This is a genomic window from Pseudomonas sp. KCJK9111 (assembly GCF_046231935.1).
Lineage (GTDB): Bacteria > Pseudomonadota > Gammaproteobacteria > Pseudomonadales > Pseudomonadaceae > Aquipseudomonas > Aquipseudomonas parafulva_B.
Map to the genome: position 1 here is coordinate 1 of NZ_JBJJMO010000075.1, position 20258 is coordinate 20258.

The 20258-nt window shown below is 63.8% G+C and carries 16 protein-coding genes; 5 read left to right on the forward strand and 11 right to left on the reverse strand.

What is annotated here, in order from left to right; all coding sequences use genetic code 11:
* Nucleotides 1–108: 108 nt before the first annotated feature.
* The 3 genes from ACK59L_RS19130 to ACK59L_RS19140 all read right to left on the reverse strand — a co-directional run bounded on the left by ACK59L_RS19130 (nucleotide 109) and on the right by ACK59L_RS19140 (nucleotide 4684).
* Nucleotides 109–1503 (reverse strand): ethanolamine ammonia-lyase subunit EutB, encoded by a 1395-nt coding sequence (locus tag ACK59L_RS19130; RefSeq protein WP_144965471.1) that lies wholly within the window; start codon nucleotides 1501–1503, stop codon nucleotides 109–111.
* 46 nt (nucleotides 1504–1549) lie between these two features.
* Nucleotides 1550–2998 (reverse strand): ethanolamine permease, encoded by a 1449-nt coding sequence (gene eat, locus ACK59L_RS19135; RefSeq protein WP_409275394.1) that lies wholly within the window; start codon nucleotides 2996–2998, stop codon nucleotides 1550–1552.
* 165 nt (nucleotides 2999–3163) lie between these two features.
* The gene (locus ACK59L_RS19140) at nucleotides 3164–4684 is read right to left on the reverse strand and encodes an aldehyde dehydrogenase family protein (RefSeq protein ID WP_028687655.1); all 1521 of its coding nucleotides are present in this window, start codon (nucleotides 4682–4684) and stop codon (nucleotides 3164–3166) included.
* A gap of 254 nt (nucleotides 4685–4938) precedes the next feature.
* Between ACK59L_RS19140 and ACK59L_RS19145 the strand changes: the two genes are divergently transcribed.
* The 4 genes from ACK59L_RS19145 to ACK59L_RS19160 all read left to right on the forward strand — a co-directional run bounded on the left by ACK59L_RS19145 (nucleotide 4939) and on the right by ACK59L_RS19160 (nucleotide 9210).
* Nucleotides 4939–6885, forward strand: coding sequence for a sigma-54-dependent Fis family transcriptional regulator (locus ACK59L_RS19145; RefSeq protein WP_409275396.1), 1947 nt, complete (start codon nucleotides 4939–4941; stop codon nucleotides 6883–6885).
* Nucleotides 6886–6950: 65 nt separating this feature from the next.
* A complete protein-coding gene (gene mpl / locus ACK59L_RS19150) occupies nucleotides 6951–8300 on the forward strand; it encodes a UDP-N-acetylmuramate:L-alanyl-gamma-D-glutamyl-meso-diaminopimelate ligase (RefSeq protein WP_409275398.1) in 1350 nt (449 codons plus the stop codon).
* On the forward strand, nucleotides 8297–8926 hold the full coding sequence (gene ubiX, locus ACK59L_RS19155; RefSeq protein ID WP_196135480.1) for a flavin prenyltransferase UbiX: 630 nt from the start codon (nucleotides 8297–8299) through the stop codon (nucleotides 8924–8926). The genes mpl and ubiX overlap by 4 nt, the downstream gene beginning before the upstream one ends.
* The gene (locus ACK59L_RS19160) at nucleotides 8923–9210 is read left to right on the forward strand and encodes a YceK/YidQ family lipoprotein (protein WP_058605302.1); all 288 of its coding nucleotides are present in this window, start codon (nucleotides 8923–8925) and stop codon (nucleotides 9208–9210) included. Before ubiX ends, ACK59L_RS19160 begins: the two co-directional genes overlap by 4 nt.
* A gap of 35 nt (nucleotides 9211–9245) precedes the next feature.
* Here the strand turns inward: ACK59L_RS19160 and ACK59L_RS19165 are convergent, their stop codons facing one another.
* From ACK59L_RS19165 to ACK59L_RS19195, 7 genes are all read right to left on the reverse strand, one after another.
* Complete coding sequence (locus ACK59L_RS19165; protein WP_196135479.1) at nucleotides 9246–9890, reverse strand: oxidoreductase; 645 nt, start codon at nucleotides 9888–9890, stop codon at nucleotides 9246–9248.
* A 27-nt stretch (nucleotides 9891–9917) separates the two neighbouring features.
* Nucleotides 9918–11651, reverse strand: a complete 1734-nt coding sequence (locus tag ACK59L_RS19170; RefSeq protein ID WP_196135478.1) for a C13 family peptidase — start codon at nucleotides 11649–11651, stop codon at nucleotides 9918–9920.
* Nucleotides 11652–11816: 165 nt separating this feature from the next.
* Nucleotides 11817–12884 carry a 2,3-butanediol dehydrogenase gene (locus ACK59L_RS19175; RefSeq protein WP_228385201.1) on the reverse strand — a complete coding sequence of 356 codons (1068 nt, stop codon included), beginning with the start codon at nucleotides 12882–12884 and terminating at the stop codon, nucleotides 11817–11819.
* 49 nt (nucleotides 12885–12933) lie between these two features.
* On the reverse strand, nucleotides 12934–14040 hold the full coding sequence (locus ACK59L_RS19180) for an acetoin dehydrogenase dihydrolipoyllysine-residue acetyltransferase subunit (RefSeq protein WP_409275402.1): 1107 nt from the start codon (nucleotides 14038–14040) through the stop codon (nucleotides 12934–12936).
* Nucleotides 14037–15059 (reverse strand): alpha-ketoacid dehydrogenase subunit beta, encoded by a 1023-nt coding sequence (locus ACK59L_RS19185; RefSeq protein WP_058639423.1) that lies wholly within the window; start codon nucleotides 15057–15059, stop codon nucleotides 14037–14039. Before ACK59L_RS19185 ends, ACK59L_RS19180 begins: the two co-directional genes overlap by 4 nt.
* Nucleotides 15060–15092: 33 nt before the next feature.
* Nucleotides 15093–16070 carry a thiamine pyrophosphate-dependent dehydrogenase E1 component subunit alpha gene (locus ACK59L_RS19190; protein WP_058605309.1) on the reverse strand — a complete coding sequence of 326 codons (978 nt, stop codon included), beginning with the start codon at nucleotides 16068–16070 and terminating at the stop codon, nucleotides 15093–15095.
* Between the two features lie 22 nt (nucleotides 16071–16092).
* Nucleotides 16093–17145 carry an NAD(+)/NADH kinase gene (locus ACK59L_RS19195; protein WP_196135475.1) on the reverse strand — a complete coding sequence of 351 codons (1053 nt, stop codon included), beginning with the start codon at nucleotides 17143–17145 and terminating at the stop codon, nucleotides 16093–16095.
* A gap of 282 nt (nucleotides 17146–17427) precedes the next feature.
* Here ACK59L_RS19195 and ACK59L_RS19200 point away from each other — a divergent pair, with 282 nt between their 5' ends.
* Complete coding sequence (locus ACK59L_RS19200) at nucleotides 17428–19281, forward strand: sigma-54-dependent Fis family transcriptional regulator (RefSeq protein ID WP_409275405.1); 1854 nt, start codon at nucleotides 17428–17430, stop codon at nucleotides 19279–19281.
* 217 nt (nucleotides 19282–19498) lie between these two features.
* Here ACK59L_RS19200 and ACK59L_RS19205 read toward each other — a convergent pair.
* The coding region (locus ACK59L_RS19205; protein ID WP_409275407.1) for a DUF6708 domain-containing protein at nucleotides 19499–20258 on the reverse strand (760 nt) is incomplete at its 5' end.

The following is a 20258-nucleotide window of genomic DNA, read 5'->3' on the forward strand; positions in this document are numbered from 1 at the left end:
AAGGGTGGGGCCCCCGGGCCCCAGGGGGGTGCGGGCGGGGGTCAGGTGGCGCGGGGCCAGCCAGGGGTTTGCGGGGGTGGGGGTGCGGTTGTCCATGATCGGCGATTCCTATGCAAGCTGTGCCAGGGCCTGCCGGAAGGCTGGCGGCAGGTTGTCACCAAAGCGTATCCGGCCGTCGGCCTGGGTGAAGATGCCGGTGCGCGCCAGCCAGGCTTCAAACTCGGGCCCAGGCTTGAGGCCCAGGGTTTGGCGGGCATACAGGGCGTCATGGAACGAGGTGGTCTGGTAGTTGAGCATGATGTCGTCCGAGCCGGGGATACCCATGATGAAGTTGATCCCGGCGACCCCCAGCAGCGTCAGCAGCGTGTCCATGTCGTCCTGGTCGGCTTCGGCATGGTTGGTGTAGCAGATGTCGCAGCCCATTGGCACGCCCAGCAGCTTGCCGCAGAAGTGGTCTTCAAGGCCCGCACGGATGATCTGCTTGCCGTTGTACAGGTACTCCGGACCAATGAAACCGACCACGGTATTGACCAGGAACGGCTTGAAGTGGCGTGCGACGGCATAGGCGCGGGTCTCGCACGTCTGTTGGTCGACACCATGATGAGCGTTGGCCGACAGCGCACTGCCTTGGCCGGTTTCGAAGTACATCAGGTTCTGCCCCAGGGTGCCGCGCTTGAGCGATAGCCCTGCTTCGTACCCCTCCTGCAACACGTTCAGGTTGATGCCGAACCCCGCATTGGCCGCCTCGGTGCCGGCGATGGACTGGAAGACCAAGTCCAGGGGCACGCCCCGGTTGATCGCCTCGATCGAGGTGGTGACATGGGTGAGCACGCAGGACTGGGTCGGAATGTCGTAGCGCTGGATGATGGCATCGAGCATTTCCAGCAGCGCACAGATGGAAGCGGTGCTGTCCGTGGCTGGGTTGATGCCGATCATGGCATCGCCGTTGCCATACAGCAGGCCGTCGAGAATGCTCGCCGCGATACCGGCCGGTTCGTCGGTGGGGTGGTTGGGCTGCAGTCGGGTCGACAGGCGCCCGCGCAGGCCCATGGTGCCGCGAAACTGGGTAACGACGCGGATCTTCTGGGCCACCAGCACCAGGTCCTGGACGCGCATGATCTTCGACACGGCGGCGGCCATTTCCGGCGTCAGCCCCGGCGCCAATGCGCGCAGGCTGTCTTCATCGGCCTGCTCGCTCAACAGCCAGTCACGCAAGCCACCCACGGTCAGGTGACTGACCGGTGCGAACGCCTGTGCATCGTGAGTATCGATGATCAAGCGGGTGACTTCGTCGCTTTCGTAGGGGATCAGTGCTTCGCTCAGAAAATGCGACAGCGGAATATTGGCCAATGCCATTTGCGCAGCCACGCGCTCGCCATCGCTTGAAGCCGCGACCTCGGCGAGGTAGTCGCCGGAGCGTGCGGGGCTGGCCTTGGCCATCACCTCCCTGAGGCTGTCGAAGCGATAGACCAGGTTGCCCACGGTGTGTACGAAACTTGCCATGCAGATTCTCCAAGGCCGCGGGGTGGCCCGCGGCGAGTGTCGTCGATCAGTGCAAGGCCTCTTCGGCCTTCTGGATCGCGGCGAATTCCTCTTCTGGCGTGCCCGCTACCAGGTGGTGACGGCTGTAGAACGCAAAGTAAGCGATCAGCACCGCATAGATCACGGCAGCGCCGATCACCACGCGTGGGTCGACCAGGAAGCCGGCGACCACGGCGATACAGGCCAGCACCAGGGCCAGGCCCGAGGTGAAGATGCCGCCTGGGGTGCGGTAAGGGCGCTCCATTTTCGGGCGACGGATGCGCAGGGTGATATGCGCCGCCATCATCAGTACATAAGACAAGGTAGCCCCGAACACGGCAACCAGGATGAGCAAGTCGCCTTGACCTGTCAGCGACAGGGCAAAACCGATGATGCCCGGAATCACCAACGCCATGACCGGCGCCTTGCTCTTGTTGGTCTCGGACAGCTTGCGCGGCAGGTAGCCGGCCCGCGACAGCGCGAAGATCTGGCGCGAGTAGGCATAGATGATCGAGAAAAAGCTGGCGATCAGGCCTGCCAGGCCTACCAGGTTGACGAAGCTGCCCATCCAGGTGGAACCGCCGTAAGCCTTGGCCAGCGCCTCGACCAGGGGGTTACCGGAGGCCTTGAGTGCTTCGGAGCCTGCACCGCCGGGGCCGACGACCAGGATCAGCAGGGCGAACGCCACCAGCACCAGCATCGCGCCAATCAGGCCGCGTGGCAGGTCGCGCTTGGGGTTCTTGGTTTCTTCGGCGGCCAATGGAACGCCCTCAACCGCCAGGAAGAACCAGATCGCATAGGGGATGGCTGCCCACACGCCTACATAGCCGAACGGCAGGAAGCTGCTGGCCCCTGCGGCATCGGTGACGGCGATGTCGAACAGGTTGGCTGCATCAAAATGGGGCACCATGGCCACCAGGAACACGGCCAGTGCAACGGCGGCGATGGCGGTGATGATAAACATCAGCTTGAGCGCCTCGCCCACGCCAAAGATGTGAATGCCGATGAACACCACGTAGAACGCCAGGTAGATCATCCAACCGCCGATGCCGAACAACGATTGGCAATAGGCGCCAATGAAGGTGGCGATGGCCGCCGGCGCGATGGCGTACTCGATCAGGATGGCGGTGCCGGTCAGGAACCCGCCCCAGGGCCCGAAGGCGCTGCGGGCGAACCCGTAGCCACCGCCGGCAGTAGGGATCATCGACGACAGTTCGGCCAGGGAGAAGCACATGCACAGGTACATGGTGGCCATCAGCAGGGTGGCGAGGAACATGCCGCCCCAACCACCTTGGGCCAGGCCGAAGTTCCAGCCGGCGTAGTCGCCGGAGATGACGTAGGCAACGCCCAGGCCGACCAGAAGTACCCAGCCGGCGGCGCCTTTCTTGAGTTCACGTTGTTGGAAATAGTCTGAACCGACTTTCTCGAAATCTACGGAAGAGCCTGCCGGGCTACCGGCTGGGTGTTCGCTTGGCATGGTTTCACCTGTTCTTTTTCTTGGTGGCCGCAAGGGGTTCGGGCCGCTGGTGATCTGTACTGCAGGAAGCGAGCCAGAGCGGTTGGTGCATGACAACCGCCCTGGACAAAGGGCCAGTCAACACCGGCCTTTGCACCGTGACCGGCGAAAAGACCGGCGCAGGGCTTAGAAGAAGCCCAGCGGGTTGATGTCGTAGCTCACCAGCAGGTTCTTGGTCTGCTGGTAGTGATCGAGCATCATCTTGTGGGTTTCACGGCCTACACCGGACTTTTTGTAACCACCGAAGGCCGCGTGCGCCGGGTAAAGGTGATAGCAGTTGGTCCAGACACGCCCGGCCTTGATGCCTCGGCCCATGCGGTAGGCACGGTTGATGTCGCGGGTCCAGACCCCGGCGCCCAGGCCGAACTCGGTATCGTTGGCAATGGCCAGGGCTTCGGCCTCGTCCTTGAAGGTGGTGACGCTCACCACCGGCCCGAAGATTTCCTCCTGGAACACCCGCATCTTGTTGTTGCCCTTGAGCAGGGTCGGCTGGATGTAGTAACCGGTGGCCAACGCGCCTTCGAGTTTCTCGACCTTGCCCCCGGTCAGCAGCTCGGCGCCTTCCTGCTGGGCGATCTCGAGGTAGGACAGGATCTTCTCGAATTGCTGTTGCGAGGCCTGCGCACCGACCATGGTGTCGGTGTCCAGCGGGTCGCCGCGCTTGATCTGCAGCACCTTTTTCATCACCACTTCCATGAACTGCGGGTAGATCGACTCCTGTACCAACGCACGGGATGGGCAGGTGCACACTTCGCCCTGGTTGAAGAAGGCCAGGACCATGCCTTCGGCGGCCTTGTCGATGAAGCTCGGTTCGGCCTGCATGATGTCTTCGAAGTACACGTTCGGCGATTTGCCGCCCAGTTCCACCGTCGACGGGATGATGTTCTCGGCCGCGCACTTCATGATGTGCGAACCCACGGGCGTGGAGCCTGTGAAGGCAATCTTGGCGATGCGCTTGCTGGTGGCCAGCGCCTCGCCCGCTTCACGGCCGTAGCCCTGCACCACGTTCAGCACGCCCTTGGGCAGCAGGTCGCCGATCAGCTCCACCAGCACGGTAATGCCAAGGGGCGTCTGTTCGGCGGGCTTGAGCACCACGCAGTTGCCTGCTGCCAGCGCTGGCGCGAGTTTCCAGGCGGCCATCAGGATCGGGAAGTTCCACGGGATGATCTGGCCCACCACGCCCAGCGGCTCGTGGATATGGTAGGCAACGGTGTTTTCGTTGATTTCCGCAGCGCCGCCTTCCTGGGCGCGGATGCATCCGGCGAAGTAGCGGAAGTGATCGACCGCCAGCGGGATGTCGGCATTGAGGGTTTCTCGCACGGGCTTGCCGTTGTCCCAGGTTTCGGTGATGGCCAGGACTTCGAGGTTCTGCTCGATACGGTCGGCAATGCGCAGCAACACGTTGGAGCGGTCCTGGACGGACGTGCGGCCCCAGGCATCGGCAGCGGCATGGGCAGCGTCCAGGGCTTTGTCGATGTCTTCGGCGGTGGAACGGGGGAATTCGGCAATCGGTTGCCCGTCCACGGGCGATGTGTTGGTGAAGTACTCACCCTTTACCGGAGGAACGAACTCACCACCGATGTAGTTGCCGTAGCGGCTCTTGAAGGAAACTTTCGCGCCTTCGGTACCGGGATGTGCATAACGCATGGTGTGTCTCCTGGCTATTGTGTTTGTGTGGAGTGCAAAGCGTAGAGCAAAGGTTGGGCCATCGTTTTGCACTTCAATGAAATCAAGCCGTTGACGGGTACCGAGGCTCTCTGGCGACCCGCGATGTACCGTGCTCGATACAGGCTTGGGTGACAGTGTGTACCGCCGGTGGCACGCCTCGTGGCAGGTGCATTGCAAACCGGCCTGCTGTAGAGGATGCTGGCTTGAGCCTCTATCTGCGGAGAATCACAATAATGCAGAGCAACCCATTCACCCAGCATGCCCGGCAAGTGCACACGGTCGCCCATGGCGGGCGTGTCGAAGGCGGCAGCGACCCGTCCATTGCCCGCTCCTGGCTGCGCTGCCTGGAGGACTACCACCTGGATCCGGCGCTGGCCGAAGCACCAGTGGTCCTCGAACATGGCCGCCTGCTGGAAAGCCGCGAACGCATGCGCCAGGTGCTGCAAATCGCCGATCAGGAAATGAACAGCCTGCACCAGCAGCTTTCCGGTGCTGGCCATGCGGTGCTGCTGACCGATGCCCGCGGGGTGATCCTCAACTGCGTCACCGCCCCCACCGAACGGCGCAGCTTCGAACAGGCCGGGCTGTGGCTGGGCGCTGACTGGAGCGAGGCGCGAGAGGGCACCAACGGCATCGGCACGTGCCTGGTCGAACGTCAGGCGCTGACCATCCACCAGCACGAACACTTTCGTGGGCGGCATACGGGGCTGACCTGCTCGGCCAGCCCGGTGTTCGACCCTCAGGGGCATTTGCTGGCCGTGCTGGACGTGTCTTCAGCGCGGCCCGACGTTTCGCGCCAAAGCGAATTCCACACCATGGCCATGGTGACCCTGTCGGCCAAGATGATCGAAAGCTGCTATTTCATGCGCCAGTTCGAGCATCACTGGCTGCTGCGTTTTCACCTGCAGGCCGAGTCGGTCGGGCTGTTCAGCGAGGGGCTGCTGGCGGTCGACGGCGATGGCCGTATCTGCGCGGCCAACCAGAGTGCGCTGAACCTGCTGGGCCGCGTGCGCGCCGATGTGCAAGGGCAGACCCTGGAGCAGTTTTTCGCCTGCACCCATGACGAGCTGTTCAGCCGTGCCATGCCCGATGGCAGCGCAGCCTGGCCGCTGCTGACCCTGAACGGGCGGCAGGTGTTCGCCAGCCTGCGTGGCCAGGCACGTACGCCGGTCTGGACCGTGCCCGCCGGGCATTCGCGCCGCGTCGTCCGGCAGCCACCGCAGGTCTGCCTGCTGGACCCTGCGCTGCAACAGGATTTTCGCCGCAGTGTGCGGGTGTTCGAGCGTAATGTGCCGCTGTTGCTCAGCGGCGAGACGGGTTGCGGCAAGGAAGCCTTCGCCCAGGCCGTGCATCAGGCCAGCGAGCGTCGAGACAAGCCATTCGTGGCCATCAACTGCGCGTCCATCCCCGAGAGCCTGATCGAAAGCGAGTTGTTCGGCTATCGGGCCGGCAGCTTTACCGGGGCACGCAAGGAAGGCATGCGCGGCAAGTTGCTGCAGGCCGACGGCGGCACCTTGTTGCTGGACGAGATCGGCGACATGCCGCTGGATCTGCAAACACGGCTGCTGCGCGTGCTCGAAGAGCGGCAGGTGGTGCCAATCGGCGGCGAGCCGCAGGCCGTGGATGTTCGCATCATCAGTGCCACCCACCGGGACCTGCTGCAACGGGTTGCCCAGGGTACGTTCCGTGAAGATCTTTATTACCGCCTCAACGGGCTTGAAGTGGCTTTGCCTGCCGTGCGCGAGCGCAGCGACAAAGCGCAGTTGCTGGACTTGCTGCTGCGCCAGGAAACCCAAGGCCAGTTGATCGAACTCGAGCCCCAGGCGCGTGAGGAACTGCTGGACTACTCCTGGCCTGGTAACGTGCGGCAGATGCGCAACGTGCTGCGCACCCTGGCAGCCCTGTGCGACGAGGGCCGCGTCACGCTGGTAGACCTGCCTGCCGTGGTGCGCACGGCGCGTCGCCAAGGCGCAGCGCCAGTGGCCATGGCGGTCTTGCCGGATGAGGGTTCACCGGTACCCGAGAGCAAGACCGCATTGGAGACGGCCGAACGCCAGGCACTGCTGGCCGTTCTCGAGGCCCGGCATTGGCAGCTCACCCGGGTCGCCGAGCATCTGGGCATCAGCCGTAACACGCTGTATCGCAAACTGCGCAAGCATGGCATCACTCGCCCTTTGTAACGAAACAGCGGATGCGATTTGTCGCGCCCTGGGCTACCCTGCCTCGATGTTTTGCGAGGTCGACCATGCACATTCACATTCTCGGTATTTGCGGCACTTTCATGGGTTCGCTGGCGGTGCTGGCCAAGGAGCTTGGCCACCGCGTCACCGGCTCGGACGCCAACGTCTATCCGCCAATGAGCACCCAGCTCCAGGCCCAGGGCATCGAGCTGACCCAGGGTTATGACCCTGCCCAGCTGGAGCCGGCTCCCGATCTGGTGGTCATTGGCAACGCCATGTCCCGTGGCAACCCGGCGGTGGAGCATGTGCTCAACAAGGGCCTGCCCTATGTGTCGGGCCCGCAATGGCTGGCCGACCATGTGCTGCAGGGCCGCTGGGTGTTGGCCGTCGCCGGCACCCATGGCAAGACCACCACCAGCAGCATGCTGGCCTGGGTGCTCGAGCATGCCGGCATGAGCCCTGGCTTCCTGATCGGTGGGGTGCCGCAGAATTTCTCCGTATCGGCGCGGTTGGGTGATACGCCGTTCTTCGTGGTCGAAGCGGACGAGTACGACAGCGCCTTCTTCGACAAGCGCTCGAAGTTCGTGCATTACCATCCGCGCACAGCGATCCTGAACAACCTGGAATTCGACCACGCGGACATTTTCCCTGACCTTGCTGCCATCGAGCGACAATTTCATCACCTGGTACGCACCATCCCCAGCGAAGGCCTGGTGATCCATCCCACGTCCGAACACGCGCTAGGGCGGGTCATCGACATGGGCTGCTGGACGCCCGTGCAGACCACAGGTGACGGCGGTCAGTGGCAGGCACGCCTGCTCAGCCCGGACGGGTCGCGCTTCGAGGTGCTGTTCGATGGGCACGTGCAAGGCGTGGTGGATTGGGCCCTGACCGGTCAGCACAACGTGGCCAATGCCTTGGCGACCCTGGCGGCCGCTCGTCACGTTGGCGTGGCACCGGCGATGGGTATCGAAGGCCTCAGTGCGTTCATAAGCGTCAAGCGGCGCATGGAAAAGGTCGCCGAAGTGCAAGGCGTAACCATCTTCGATGATTTCGCCCATCACCCCACGGCCATTGCCACCACCCTGGACGGCCTGCGCAAGCGCGTGGGTGATGCACCGGTGATCGCCGTCATCGAGCCGCGTTCCAATTCGATGAAACTGGGCGCACATCGCGATGGCCTGCCTGAGAGCGTCAACGATGCTGACCAGGTGATCTGGTACGCCCCGGCCAACCTGGGTTGGGACCTGGCAGCCACGGCCGCGCAATGCAAGGTGCCCAGCGTAGTGGCCGACAGCCTCGAGGCGATCATCGAGCAGGTCAAGCGCCAGGCGCGGCCAGGTACCCAGGTGGTGATCATGAGCAACGGTGGTTTTGGCGGCCTGCACGGCAAGCTGGCCGAGGCGCTCAAGTGAGCGGGCCGGAACGCATTACCCTGGCCATGACCGGGGCATCGGGTGCGCAGTATGGGCTGCGCTTGCTCGATTGCCTGGTGCGCGAAGATCGGGAGGTGCACTTTCTGATTTCCAAGGCCGCACAGCTGGTCATGGCGACCGAAACCGACGTACTGCTGCCTGCCAAGCCGCAGGCGATGCAGGCGTTCCTGACCGAATACACCGGCGCTGCCGACGGGCAGATTCGGGTGTACGGCAAGGAAGACTGGATGTCGCCCGTGGCGTCGGGTTCCGGCGCACCGGCGGCCATGGTGGTGGTGCCGTGTTCCACCGGCACGCTGTCGGCGATTGCCACGGGTGCGTGCAACAACCTGATCGAACGGGCTGCCGATGTCACCCTCAAGGAGCGTCGGCAGTTGATCCTGGTGCCTCGTGAGGCGCCGTTTTCCACCATTCACCTTGAAAACATGCTCAAGCTGTCGCAGATGGGTGCGGTGATGCTACCGGCCTCGCCTGGTTTTTATCATCAGCCACAGACCATCGACGATCTGGTCGACTTCGTGGTGGCGCGCATCCTCAACCTGCTGAACATCCCACAGGACATGCTGCCGCGTTGGGGTGAGCATCATTATGGGGTGGAAGATTGAAAAGAGGGCTGGCCGGTACGTTGGCTGTGTTGATGCTCGGTGGCTGCGCCACGGTACGCACCCTGGATGGCACCAAGCCAGGGGCGCCGGTGGTGTATGCAGGCACCCGGTTGGATTGGTATGCGATCAGCGGTGGCTGTTGCCCCCAGGCGCGCTTCGGTGTCGACGCGCCCCGGTTCGCCTCCCTCGATCTGCCGGTCAGTTTTCTTCTCGATACCTTGTTACTGCCGTTGACCCTGCCAGCCGCCGCCGGCATCTACTATCACGGCAGCGGCGGCTTTTGAGTGCTGCATGCAGCCGCTAGCAACCCGGCAGCGGCTCAGTTTTTCCCCAGCTTGCGCAACTCGTCCGACTCCACAATCCGGATGCCGTCCTCTTCCTCCAGCGCCAGGCGCCACAGCGCTCGGGCCAATGTGCAGGCCTCAATACTCCGGTACTTGCCAGGCATCAGCTTGGAAAAGGAAGCGGCCAGGGTTTCGGTGAGCCTTGGCTCGGTGCGTTCTCCCAGCAACAGCGACGGGCGGACGATGGTCAGTTGAGGCCAGTTCTGGGCTTTGAGGGCTTCTTCCATCTCGCCTTTGACGCGGTTGTAGAAGATCGAGGATGTCGGATCAGCGCCCACGGCACTGATGACCAGCAAGTGCCTGGCTCCCATCTCTCGGGCTCGCTTGCTGAAGGCCACTACCATGTCCAGGTCCACGGCTTTGAATGCGGACTCCGAGCCTGCCTGCTTCAATGTCGTGCCCAGGCAGCAATAGGCAATGTCCACGCGGCCCTCCAGCTGGGGCAGAAAGACAGCCGGATCGCCTACGGGGTTATCCAGATGGGGATGTTCTGCCAAAGGGCGGCGTGTAGGTGCCAGCACGCGGGTGATGGTGGGCTCATTGAGCAGGCGGTCGAGCAGGTGCTCGCCAGTCAGGCCGGTCGCTCCGGCAAGCAGGACATGCTGAGGCGTCAAGTACATGATGTCTCTCCCTTGTTACACACAAGCTTAGTGGCTGCGCGGCGTTTTTGCCTGTGCCCCCACCGCTGCCTGTGTCGTATTGCGCAAGGCTTCTTCGGCCTGGTGCCGGCGTAGGCGCTGCCAGTGCTCCAGCACGTCTGGCGGTGCCCACAGCTGCGGCTCGGACGCTTCGAAGCCTTCGTTTCGTTCACGTTCGGCAACATGGGTACGCGCCAGTTCAAACGCCTGTTTCAGGTCGTCCGTCTGATTCAGGGCCTGGGCGAAAAGGGCGTCGCCAAAGTAGGTGAAGTCGGCTTCTTCCGAGCAACCGAAGGACACCCGGTCGGCTCGGGCCGCTGTCATGAGCAGCGTGCGCGAATCTTTCAGGGCATCGATGTAGCCACCGGAATAACACGCAGAAATGACGATGACCTTGTCTCGATTTTTCAAAGGGGCCAATGCATCGGCCAACTCGTCGGCGGAAATGTCGGCCAGTTGCAGGCGTGGTTGATCGAGGACCAGTTGGTGGTCCTGGCTACCGTGGCTGGTGAGGTAGATGAACAGCAGGTCTTCCGGGCCGCTGCGCTCGGCCAGGGTGCTGGCGGCCCGGGTGATGCTCTGCCGCGTGGCCATGGGGCGTGTCGCCATGAAGTCACGATGGTTGACCAGCGTGACCTGGCCTTTGGCACCGAAGCGTACCTTCAGCAGGTTGCTCACGTAATCGGCTTCGCGCAGAAAAACGCTCTGCTGCCCGTCGCCCCCCACCACCAGGCTGTACAGCTCGATTGCCGGCTGGGACCGGGGTACGGCGGCCAAGGCTTCCTTGAGCAAGCGCCCTTGATTGAGCAGTGCCATATCGAGCGGGTCCGGCAGCAAGGTGCCACGCTCATCGCGAACCCGAACGCCATTGGCCCAGGTACCGCTTTGTACCTTGCCGTCGGCCAGTGTCAGTCGCCCTTGCCCGTGGTAGGCATCATCGAGCATGTGGCCCACGTACTGACTGCCATCAGCCAGTTGCAGGCTGCCCTGGCCCGACATGCGCCAGTCGAGGAACGTGCCTTTGTAATGGCTGCCGTCGCTGCCCAGCATTTCGCCTTCGCCGTTGAGCGAACCGTCCTTGAACTGGCCGATCCACACATCGCCTTCGGCGTTTTCGTAGCGCCCGCGGCCTTCGAGGCGGTTGTCCTTGAACTCGCCGATGTACTGCTCGCCTTCGACACTGTCGTAGGTGCCAGTGCCTTGCAGTTGGCCGTCCACGAACCTGCCGCTGAACTGATTACCGCTGGCATCGCTGCGCACGCCGGCGCCGTTGGGCTTGCCCTTGGCGAACAGGCCCCGGTAGCGACTGCCGTCGGCCAGCTCCAGTTCGCCTGCCCCTTCGTAGAGGTCGTCCTTGAACTGCCCGCGGTAGGTTTGCCCAGTCTGCTTGAGGGTGCCTTCGCCATCGCGCCTGCCATGGCGGAAGGTGCCCGCATAGTGGCTACCTGGTGTGGTCAGGTCGCCAAGCCCTTCGAACAGGCCGGCGACGAACTGACCGCGGTAGACTTCGCCGTTCTGCCCGTGCCATTCCCCCTGACCGTGCCATTGGCCATCCTTGAAACCGCCGGCATACCAGCTGCCATTGGGGTAGTCGATACGGCCCTGGCCCTGCAGCATGCCGTCGACGACCTGGCCTCGGTAGCGACCGCCGTCTGGCAGGCGGGCATCGGGTGGGCTCAGGGATTCGCCATCACCACAGGCAGCGAGCAACAGGAGCAGGGTCAGGGGAAGCAGTGGACGCATGGCGAGGACCGGGCAGTGAGTGCGCCGATTATGACTCAGATCGAGCGCCTGAAACAGCGAGTGGCGGGTGGGGCGAGGGGGCTTTGCGCCACGTTTGCAAGCGATGGGGCCTCGGGTAGTGGCGGCCTGATCAGGCCGCCCCAGGGGAACTTCGATACCGTGTGCCTAGCGACCCAATCCCGGCGACACGATGATCTTCACGTTTTCCTCCTTGTTGTTCACCAGTTCCTCGAACCCCAGTTCGACGATTTGCTCCAGCCCGATGCGGCCGGTCACCAGCGGGCGTATATCCAACCGACCGTCGGCGATGAAGGCGATCACGTCGGCGAACTCGCCGTTATAGGCCAGCGCACCGATCACCTGCTTCTCGGTGGACACCAGTTCGAAGAAGTTGAATTCGCTCGGCTCCTCGAAAATTCCCACCATCACGCACTTGCCGGCCTTGCGAAGGGTGTCGATGGCCAGCTTGGCCGTGTGCTTGTTGCCGATGCACTCGAAGCTCACGTCAGCCCCCAGCCCGGCGGTGAGCGCACGAATCTCGGCCAACGCATCGCACTGGTTGGGGTCCAGGACCACGCTGGCGCCCACTTCCAATGCCTTGGCTTTGCGCGCCGAAGACATCTCCAGGGCGATCACCCGCGCCGCGCCTGCCGCCTTGGCGCACATGATGGTGCACAGCCCGATGGTACCGGCGCCCACCACCACCACGGTCTGGCCCAGCAGGCTGCCTGCTTTTTTTACCGCGTGCATGCCGACCGCCAGCGGTTCGATCAGGGCCCCTGCCTCGGCCGGGAAACCGGGCGGCAGCCGGTAGAGCAGATTGGCCGGCACATTGACCCGCTCGGCGAAGGCGCCATTGTTCATCAAGCCTGTGAACGCCAAGCGCTCACAGATGTTGTACATCCCGTGGGTACAGTAATAACAGGTGCCACAGTGCTGGCAGGCATCTGCCGCCACCGGATCGCCCACGGCATAGCCCTCGACGCCTGCGCCGAGCTTGGCGATCCGGCCGCAGAACTCGTGGCCGAGGATGCATTGGCCTTGAATACCGGTCAGCGGGTGTGGCGCGTCGACCGGGATGAAGACCGGTCCGGCCACGTATTCGTGCAGGTCCGAGCCGCAGATGCCGCACCAGTCCACCTGGATCTGCACCCACCCAGGTGCAGGGTCGGCCGGCAGGGGCACCTGCTCGACCCGGATGTCGTTGCGCCCGTGCCAGACTGCCGCGCGCATGTGTGGATTGCTCAAGTCGTTCATAGGAATCTCCAGAAGCTGGGAAGGGTCAATGGCTGCGCAGGAAAGCGAGCAGGTGCTGGTTAACCGTGTCGGCGGCCTCCATCTGCACCATGTGGCCAGCTTCCGGCACGACCACCACCTGGGCCTCCAGACCCTGGGCGTGACTGGCCGGAATGATCGCGTCCTTCTCGCCCCAGATCACCAGGGCCGGGTGCTGGCCCAGGACGCTGCGCAGGTCGTGGCGTTGCCGGTCGCCGTCGGCCAGGGCCGAGGCCAGCACCTGCAGCGCCTGGTCTACGCCCTCCAGGCGCTTGAACTTGAGCATGTCTTCGAGCAGTTGCCGCGTGACCAAGGCCGGATCGGCGAACAGTTGCACCATCTGCGGCTTGAGGGCGTTGCGGCTACTGGCCGCAACGAACCCTTGCAGGTACTGCCCATTGATGGCCTCGCCCAGACCCACGCTGGCGATCAGGCCAAGGCTGGCCACCCGGTGCGGTGCCAGGCGCGCAAGGCCCAGGCAAACCGCACCGCCCATTGAGTGACCGACCAGATGAGCACGTGGAATGTCCAGGTGATCGAGCAGGGCCAGCACCGTTTCGCTCAGTTCCTCCAGGTCACCGCGCTGCAAGGCTTTGGCCGACTCGCCATGGCCCGGCAGGTCGAGGGCGATTACCCGTCGCTCGGCGGCCAGGGCAGGGTGGTTGAACAGCCAGTTGTTGAGGTCGCCGCCAAAGCCATGTACCAGCACCAAGGGCGTCCCGCCTTCGCCCAGTTCGAACCAGCGCAACAAGCGCCCCTTCACCTCGGCTTTCTGCGGCGCCGGGCCTTGGGCCTGGTCGGTGCTACCGTCGGCCACGAACTCGGCCTGGAAGCGCTGTACCACGGCGTCAATGTCGGCGTCGTCGGCTTCGCCTTCTACCACCACGGCCAACAGCGCGCCCACCGGCAGGGTCTCGTCCGGCCTGGCCACCAGGCGGCGCAGCACGCCACTGAACGGCGCCTCGACGCTGCTGCTGATCTTGTCCGTCTCCACGTCCAGCACTTCGTCGCCCTTGGTGATGACGTCGCCTTCCTGCTTGAGCCAGGTGTCCACCCGGCCCTCGGTCATCGACAAGCCCCATTTAGGCATGGTCAGGGTATGGATCTGGCTCATGCGGCGCTCCTTGCAGCGTCGATAACGGTGCGCACGGCTGTTTCGATTTTGGCAGCGTCGGGGATATACAGGTCTTCCAGAGCGTCGGAAAACGGAACGGGCGTATGCGGCGCCGTCACCATTTCGATGGGCCCTTTCAGCGCACCGAATGCCTTCTGCGCAACCAGGGCGCTGATGTCCGTGGCCATCGAGCACCGGGGGTTGGCTTCGTCGATCACCACCAGACGCCCGGTCTTTTCGACACTTTCAAGGATGCTGTCTTCGTCCAGCGGGCTGGTGGTGCGCAGGTCCAGGACTTCGCAGTCGATGCCCTGGCGGGCCAGGTTGTTGGCGGCTTCCATGGCCACATGCACCATGCGGCCATACGTCACCAGGGTGACATCGCTGCCATCGCGCAGGTAATTGGCTTCGCCGAACGGCACCGTGTACACCTCCTCCGGTACTTCGCCCTGCATGCCGTACAGCAGCTTGTGCTCGCAGAAGATCACCGGGTCGTTGTCGCGGATGGCCTGGATCAGCAGGCCCTTGGCGTCGTAAGGCGAGGACGGGCACACCACCTTCAGGCCCGGGATGTGCGTCCACAGCGAGGTGAGCATCTGCGAATGCTGGGCCGCGGCACGCAGCCCGGCGCCGTACATGGTGCGCATGACCAGCGGGGTCACGGCCTTGCCGCCGAACATGTAGCGAAACTTGGCCGCCTGATTGAGGATCTGGTCCAGGCAGCAGCCGGCGAAGTCGACGAACATCAGTTCGCAGACTGGGCGCAGGCCCTGGGTGGCCGCACCGACGGCGGCGCCTACGTAGCCGATCTCCGAGAGCGGCGCATCCAGTACGCGGCCTGGAAACTGGTGATACAGGCCCTTGGTCACGCCCAGCACGCCACCCCAGGCATCGTCTTCGCCAGGCGCGCCTGCACCGCCGGCCACATCCTCACCAATGATGAACACGGTATCGTCACGGCGCATTTCCTGTGCCAGGGCTTCGTTGATGGCCTGCTGGTAACTGATCTTTCTTGCCATGGTGGTTCTCCTGTTGTTCTTGTTTTGAGCGGCTCAGGGATAGGCGACGTAGACGTCGGTGAGCAGGTCGGCAGGTTGTGGCTTGGGGTCGGACTTGGCGCGTTGCACGGCATCCTCGATCAGGTCCTCGACGCGGGCATCGATGCTGTCCAGTTGGCCTGCTTCGAGCAGACCCGCGCGCACGGTCTTGTCGCGGAACTGCAGCAGGCAGTCGCGGGTTTCGCGCAGGTTCTTCACTTCATCGGGGGCGCGGTAGGTTTGCGCATCGCCCTCGAAGTGGCCGTAGTAGCGGCTGAGCTTGACCTCGATCAGCGACGGCCCCTGGCCGGCACGTGCGCGCTCGATGGCGGCACCGGCGGCCTCGTGAACCGCGAAGAAATCGAAGCCGTCGATGGTGACCCCTGGCATGCCGAAGCCGGCGGCGCGGTCGGCTATGTGATCGCAGGCCACTGACCAGTTCGACGCGGTGGCTTCGGCATAACCGTTGTTCTCGGCGACGAAGATGCACGGCAGGTTCATGATCGCAGCCATGTTCATGGCTTCGAACACTGCGCCTTCATTGGAGGCGCCATCGCCGAAGAAGACCACGGAAACATCGTCGCGACCCTTGAGCTTGGCTGCCAGCGCAGCGCCTACCACCAAGGGTGCGCCAGCGCCGACGATACCGTTGGCGCCGAGCATGCCCTTGCCCAGGTCGGCAATGTGCATCGAGCCGCCCTTGCCGCCGCAGACCCCGGTCTTCTTGCCGTAGATCTCGGCCATCATGCCGTACACATCCACGCCCTTGGCGATGCAGTGGCCATGGCCGCGATGGTTGGAGGCAATGCAATCGCTGTCGCGCAGGTGGGCCATCACCCCCGCCGCGCTGGCCTCTTCACCGGCATAAAGGTGAACGAAGCCGGGTATTTCGCCTGTGGCGAACTCGACGTGCAGGCGTTCTTCGAAGGCACGAATGGTGCGCATCACTTCATAGGCATGCAGCAGTTGTGCGGAACTCGGTTGATTGGACATCTTGTTGTTCTCCGGGGTTGTCTCAACGGGTCGCGGGGTGCAGCGGGTGGCCCAGGGGTACAGCCAGCAGACGATGCTGGGCGGCATGCGTGAGCACTGCCTGCACGTCCACACTCAACGGGCCTAGGTGATCGAGGGTGATGGTGGGGGTGTCATGGGCGCAGAATTCGATTTCCCGCTCGCCGTCCAGGGCCAAGGTGCCCTGGATGAGGGCCGGGCGGTACGGTTCGTCGGGCGCCATGTGGCCTGAGGCGGTGATGCCGCAGCCTTGCAGCACGCCAGGGGCCACAGGGGCCAGCAGCGCCTGCCCGGCGTTCTCGTCCAAGCGCACCCAGGCGCCGTGAGGCGCTTGCCGCGAGACCGGATTCCACAGGCCGCACAGTGCCGACAAGCCGATGGCGTGGGGCTCGGCGAAGCAGGCGAAGATTTCGCTCAGGTCTTCACTGCGGCTCAGCGCCCGCGCGCCGATGAAACGCTGGGGCGACACCGCTACCTCCACCAGCGCCCATTCGCTCAGTTGCTGCTGGGGCACCCTGACCAGCAAGCGTTTGTTGCGGCGCAGGCCGATGGAGGTTGGCACCTTGCCGCCGACGATCAGGCCGCCTGCAAGCCCCGCGCTGGTCGCTTCGCGCAGCTCCGGGAAGGCGTTGTTGGTGCCGGTGGACAAGGTCAGCAGGGGTACGTCGCCAGCTTCTGCCGCCACGGCCTTGTGGGTACCGTCGCCCCCCAGCACAGCGATCAGCGACACCCCCCGCGCGACCATGTTGCGCGTGGCAAGCCGGGTGTCGCTGACGGTCTGGGTCAGCGGCAGGTCGAGTATCTCGAGGGCAGGCCAGTGCTGATCGCGCGCCATCGGCCCGGTGCAGGCCTTGACCACGGCAGCGGCGATGCCGGTCATGTCGCTGGGCATCAGCACGTGGCCGACACCCGTGGCGCCGAATGCGGCGAGCAGGCGGGCGATGGCGGCGGCCTTGTCGGTGCTGGAGTACAAGCCGGCAGTGGCAGTCAGGCGACGCAGGTCTCGGCCTGAAGCAGGGTTGGCAATGATGCCGACCAGTGGGGCGGGTAGCGGCATGGCGCACCTCGTGTTCTTGTTTGCAAGGACCAGAGCAAGCGCGGTGCCAGCTTTGCACGAAACCCCGCAAAGGCCCGTCGCAGAGGCCTTGCATGGTCTTTACCGCTGCCACGCGGGCTACCGTGCTGAGACGCCAGGTGCCGGCCTGGGCGTTGTGCGGCGAGACGTTGAGACGCTGCGTCTCAACCACACCTTTGATCACACCGTGCTTGTCCAGGCCTGCGCGCAGGCGCTTAATGGCTGCACAACCACAAGAACAGCAACGAGAACCGGAGGGCCTGAATGCTTGCCGCGAACTCCCGCGCTCACGTCGACTGCGTCAGCAGGGTACTGAAGAACGCCGACCGTCTGCCCCAGGCGCCAGTACCGCCGTTGATCCTCGATTCCTGGCGTCGCTCCATGGAGCTGTACCGTCTCGATCCCGCCTCCGAGCAAGGGCCGCGTATTCTTTCCCAGGCGCTGCTCAATGAATGCCGAGAGCGCTCGGAGCTGTTCCTGCGCATTGCCGGGGACGCCGTGGCGCGCCTGCACGAACAGGTGCGTGAGGCCGACTACTGCGTGCTACTGACCGATGCACAGGGCCGCACCATCGATTACCGGGTCGAATCGACCATTCGCACTGACTGCCGCAAGGCCGGTCTGTACCTGGGCACCTGCTGGTCGGAGGGGGAGGAGGGTACCTGCGGGGTAGCGGCGGTACTGACCACCAAGGCACCGGTCACCGTGCACAAGCGCGATCACTTTCGCGCTGCCTTCATCGGCCTGACCTGTAGCGCGGCGCCTGTTTTCGACCCCTTTGGCGAGTTGCTGGGGGTGCTGGACGTCTCTGCCCTGCGCTCGCCCGACGACCGCCGCAGCCAGCACCTGATCCGGCAACTGGTCGAGCAGACCGCACGCGAAATCGAAAACGCCTTTTTCATGCACAGCGCCCAAGGCCACTGGGTGATGCGTGCCCACGGCACGCCAGGCTATGTGGAAAGCCAGCCTGACTACCTGCTGGCCTGGGACGCCGACGGCCGCCTGCAGGCGATGAACAGCCTGACACGGCAACGCCTGATGCAGCGCCTGGGGCGCTTGCCTGCGCACATTGGTGAGCTGTTCGACCAGGCGCAATTACGACGTGTCAGCAACGCGTCGGCGCAACGTCTGCCAGGGTTGGGCGAGCTGTATGGCCGGGTCAGCGCCCCACAGCGCAAGCCGCCGGTCGAGCCCTTGCTGCAAGGCCTGGACCGACGCATCGAACAACATTTGCGCCTGGCCACGCGGGTCAAGGACTGTAACCTTGCCGTGCTGGTGCAGGGCGAGACGGGTACAGGCAAGGAAGTCTTCGCTCGCCAGCTGCACCAGCAAAGCAAGCGCGGCAACGGCCCGTTCGTCACGCTCAACTGCGCCGCCATCCCCGAGAACCTGATCGAGAGCGAGCTGTTTGGTTATGTCGCGGGAGCCTTCACCGGGGCGTCGAGCAAGGGTATGCAAGGGCTTGTACACCAGGCCGATGGCGGCACGCTGTTTCTGGACGAGATTGGCGACATGCCACTGAGCCTGCAGACCCGCCTGTTGCGGGTACTGGCCGAGGGTGAGGTAGCACCTTTGGGGGCTGCGCGGCGCCAGCGCGTTGACATTCAGGTGATCTGCGCCACGCACCGCGACCTGGCGGCGAGGGTGGAGCAGGGGCAGTTTCGTGAGGACTTGTATTTTCGCCTGGCCAACGCCCGCTTCGCGTTGCCGGCGCTGCGCGAGCGCGAAGACCGGCTGGGGCTCATTCACCAGTTGCTGGCCGAAGAGGCCGATGCGTGTGGCGTGAGCGTGGCGCTGGCCGACGATGCCTTGCAGGCGTTGCTGGGGTATCGCTGGCCGGGGAACCTGCGCCAGTTGCGGCAGGTGTTGCGTTATGCCTGCGCCGTGAACGAGGGAGGGCAGTTGCGCCTGCTTGACCTGCCAGAGGAGGTTCGTGGGCAGGGGGGTGGCCGGGTAACGAGCGAGGCGTCCTGCCCGGCGCGGCAACGGTTGCTGGATGCGTTGATTCGCCATCGCTGGAAACCCGCCGAGGCTGCCCAGGCGTTGGGTATTTCGCGTGCGACGCTGTATCGCCGGGTGCACGAGCACCGCATCGAGATGCCTCGTATGAAAGGGTAGCGTCGTGGCGGCATCTTTTAGCTGTTGTTGCTGACCGCGTAATCGTTCAGGAGCCGCAGCTTGCCGCTTCAGAGCCGTGCCCTACGCACAGGCTGGGTTCGGACTACTGAAGTCGCGAAGATCAAGATCAGCAGCAGAATGTGCTCGGCTAGAAGCTGCGTTCAGTTAATAACGCCATGCGGGGTAGTTATAGCTGAGAGAAAACTTCAAGCTGATATCAGCCTGACGAGATGTCAGCGCGATGTGTTTCAGCGGGAATATCGTTTTCTAGGCATGAGGTGGCAATGGCTGTCTTTGGCTTACGGGTAGAAGCGCGTTTTTTTCGCTCCGGGCGTTTGCCTGGGCGAGTAGCCCATAGGTAAGCGTTTTCGCGCAACCGTTCTTGGACAGCCGGCGGATAGTCATTGAGCGTGGTCAATGGCGGAGTGGGCTTTCCAGGTAGACCCGCTTCACGAATGATCTTGGGCCAGCGCGGTTTCCAGCACAGCATCAGGCTTAGCCAATGGCCGGTGCCGATGATCAGGAAGGCGGGCGAGATCAAGAGCAGGCCGAGTTTGGTGATTCGAGAAGACCTCCGAAAGTAGTGTGTCAGACCTTCGAATTGAGGTGTGAAGGCTTGCCAGGGCCAGGGGAAGTGCGAGGTCATGGGCGGGCGAGGCAGGCCCTCCGGGCCTTCGTCCATGAAGCGACGGATGAACTCCCACTCGGATTGCTGCTCCGCAAAGTTGTTGGAGGCTTTGCCCACGTGGACGAGTTCTGGATGAAGTGTGCCGGTGAATGAAGGCGGCCATAGGAGTTCCAATGGAAGGCCTACGCCTGCGGCTGTAGCGTATTTTTTATCTGAGCCACTGGAGGTGACGCCGTGCCAGGGAAGTGTGACGATACCCCCACAGGACGTCGGACGATGCAGATAGACCTGTTGAGTAATTCGGTTGAAGCGTACTAGCAAATGGCGGGATGTGAACATTTCCAAACGT

What these genes read in the sequence shown, in the direction of transcription:
- ACK59L_RS19200 (WP_409275405.1), top strand. Translation starts at nt 17,428, where the DNA reads ATGCTTGCCGCGAACTCCCGCGCTCACGTCGACTGCGTCAGCAGGGTA.
- ACK59L_RS19185 (WP_058639423.1), bottom strand. Translation starts at nt 15,059, where the DNA reads ATGGCAAGAAAGATCAGTTACCAGCAGGCCATCAACGAAGCCCTGGCA.
- ACK59L_RS19170 (WP_196135478.1), bottom strand. Translation starts at nt 11,651, where the DNA reads ATGCGTCCACTGCTTCCCCTGACCCTGCTCCTGTTGCTCGCTGCCTGT.
- ACK59L_RS19165 (WP_196135479.1), bottom strand. Translation starts at nt 9,890, where the DNA reads ATGTACTTGACGCCTCAGCATGTCCTGCTTGCCGGAGCGACCGGCCTG.
- ACK59L_RS19180 (WP_409275402.1), bottom strand. Translation starts at nt 14,040, where the DNA reads ATGAGCCAGATCCATACCCTGACCATGCCTAAATGGGGCTTGTCGATG.
- ACK59L_RS19175 (WP_228385201.1), bottom strand. Translation starts at nt 12,884, where the DNA reads ATGCGCGCGGCAGTCTGGCACGGGCGCAACGACATCCGGGTCGAGCAG.
- ACK59L_RS19140 (WP_028687655.1), bottom strand. Translation starts at nt 4,684, where the DNA reads ATGCGTTATGCACATCCCGGTACCGAAGGCGCGAAAGTTTCCTTCAAG.
- ACK59L_RS19145 (WP_409275396.1), top strand. Translation starts at nt 4,939, where the DNA reads ATGCAGAGCAACCCATTCACCCAGCATGCCCGGCAAGTGCACACGGTC.
- ACK59L_RS19130 (WP_144965471.1), bottom strand. Translation starts at nt 1,503, where the DNA reads ATGGCAAGTTTCGTACACACCGTGGGCAACCTGGTCTATCGCTTCGAC.
- mpl (WP_409275398.1), top strand. Translation starts at nt 6,951, where the DNA reads ATGCACATTCACATTCTCGGTATTTGCGGCACTTTCATGGGTTCGCTG.
- eat (WP_409275394.1), bottom strand. Translation starts at nt 2,998, where the DNA reads ATGCCAAGCGAACACCCAGCCGGTAGCCCGGCAGGCTCTTCCGTAGAT.
- ACK59L_RS19190 (WP_058605309.1), bottom strand. Translation starts at nt 16,070, where the DNA reads ATGTCCAATCAACCGAGTTCCGCACAACTGCTGCATGCCTATGAAGTG.
- ACK59L_RS19195 (WP_196135475.1), bottom strand. Translation starts at nt 17,145, where the DNA reads ATGCCGCTACCCGCCCCACTGGTCGGCATCATTGCCAACCCTGCTTCA.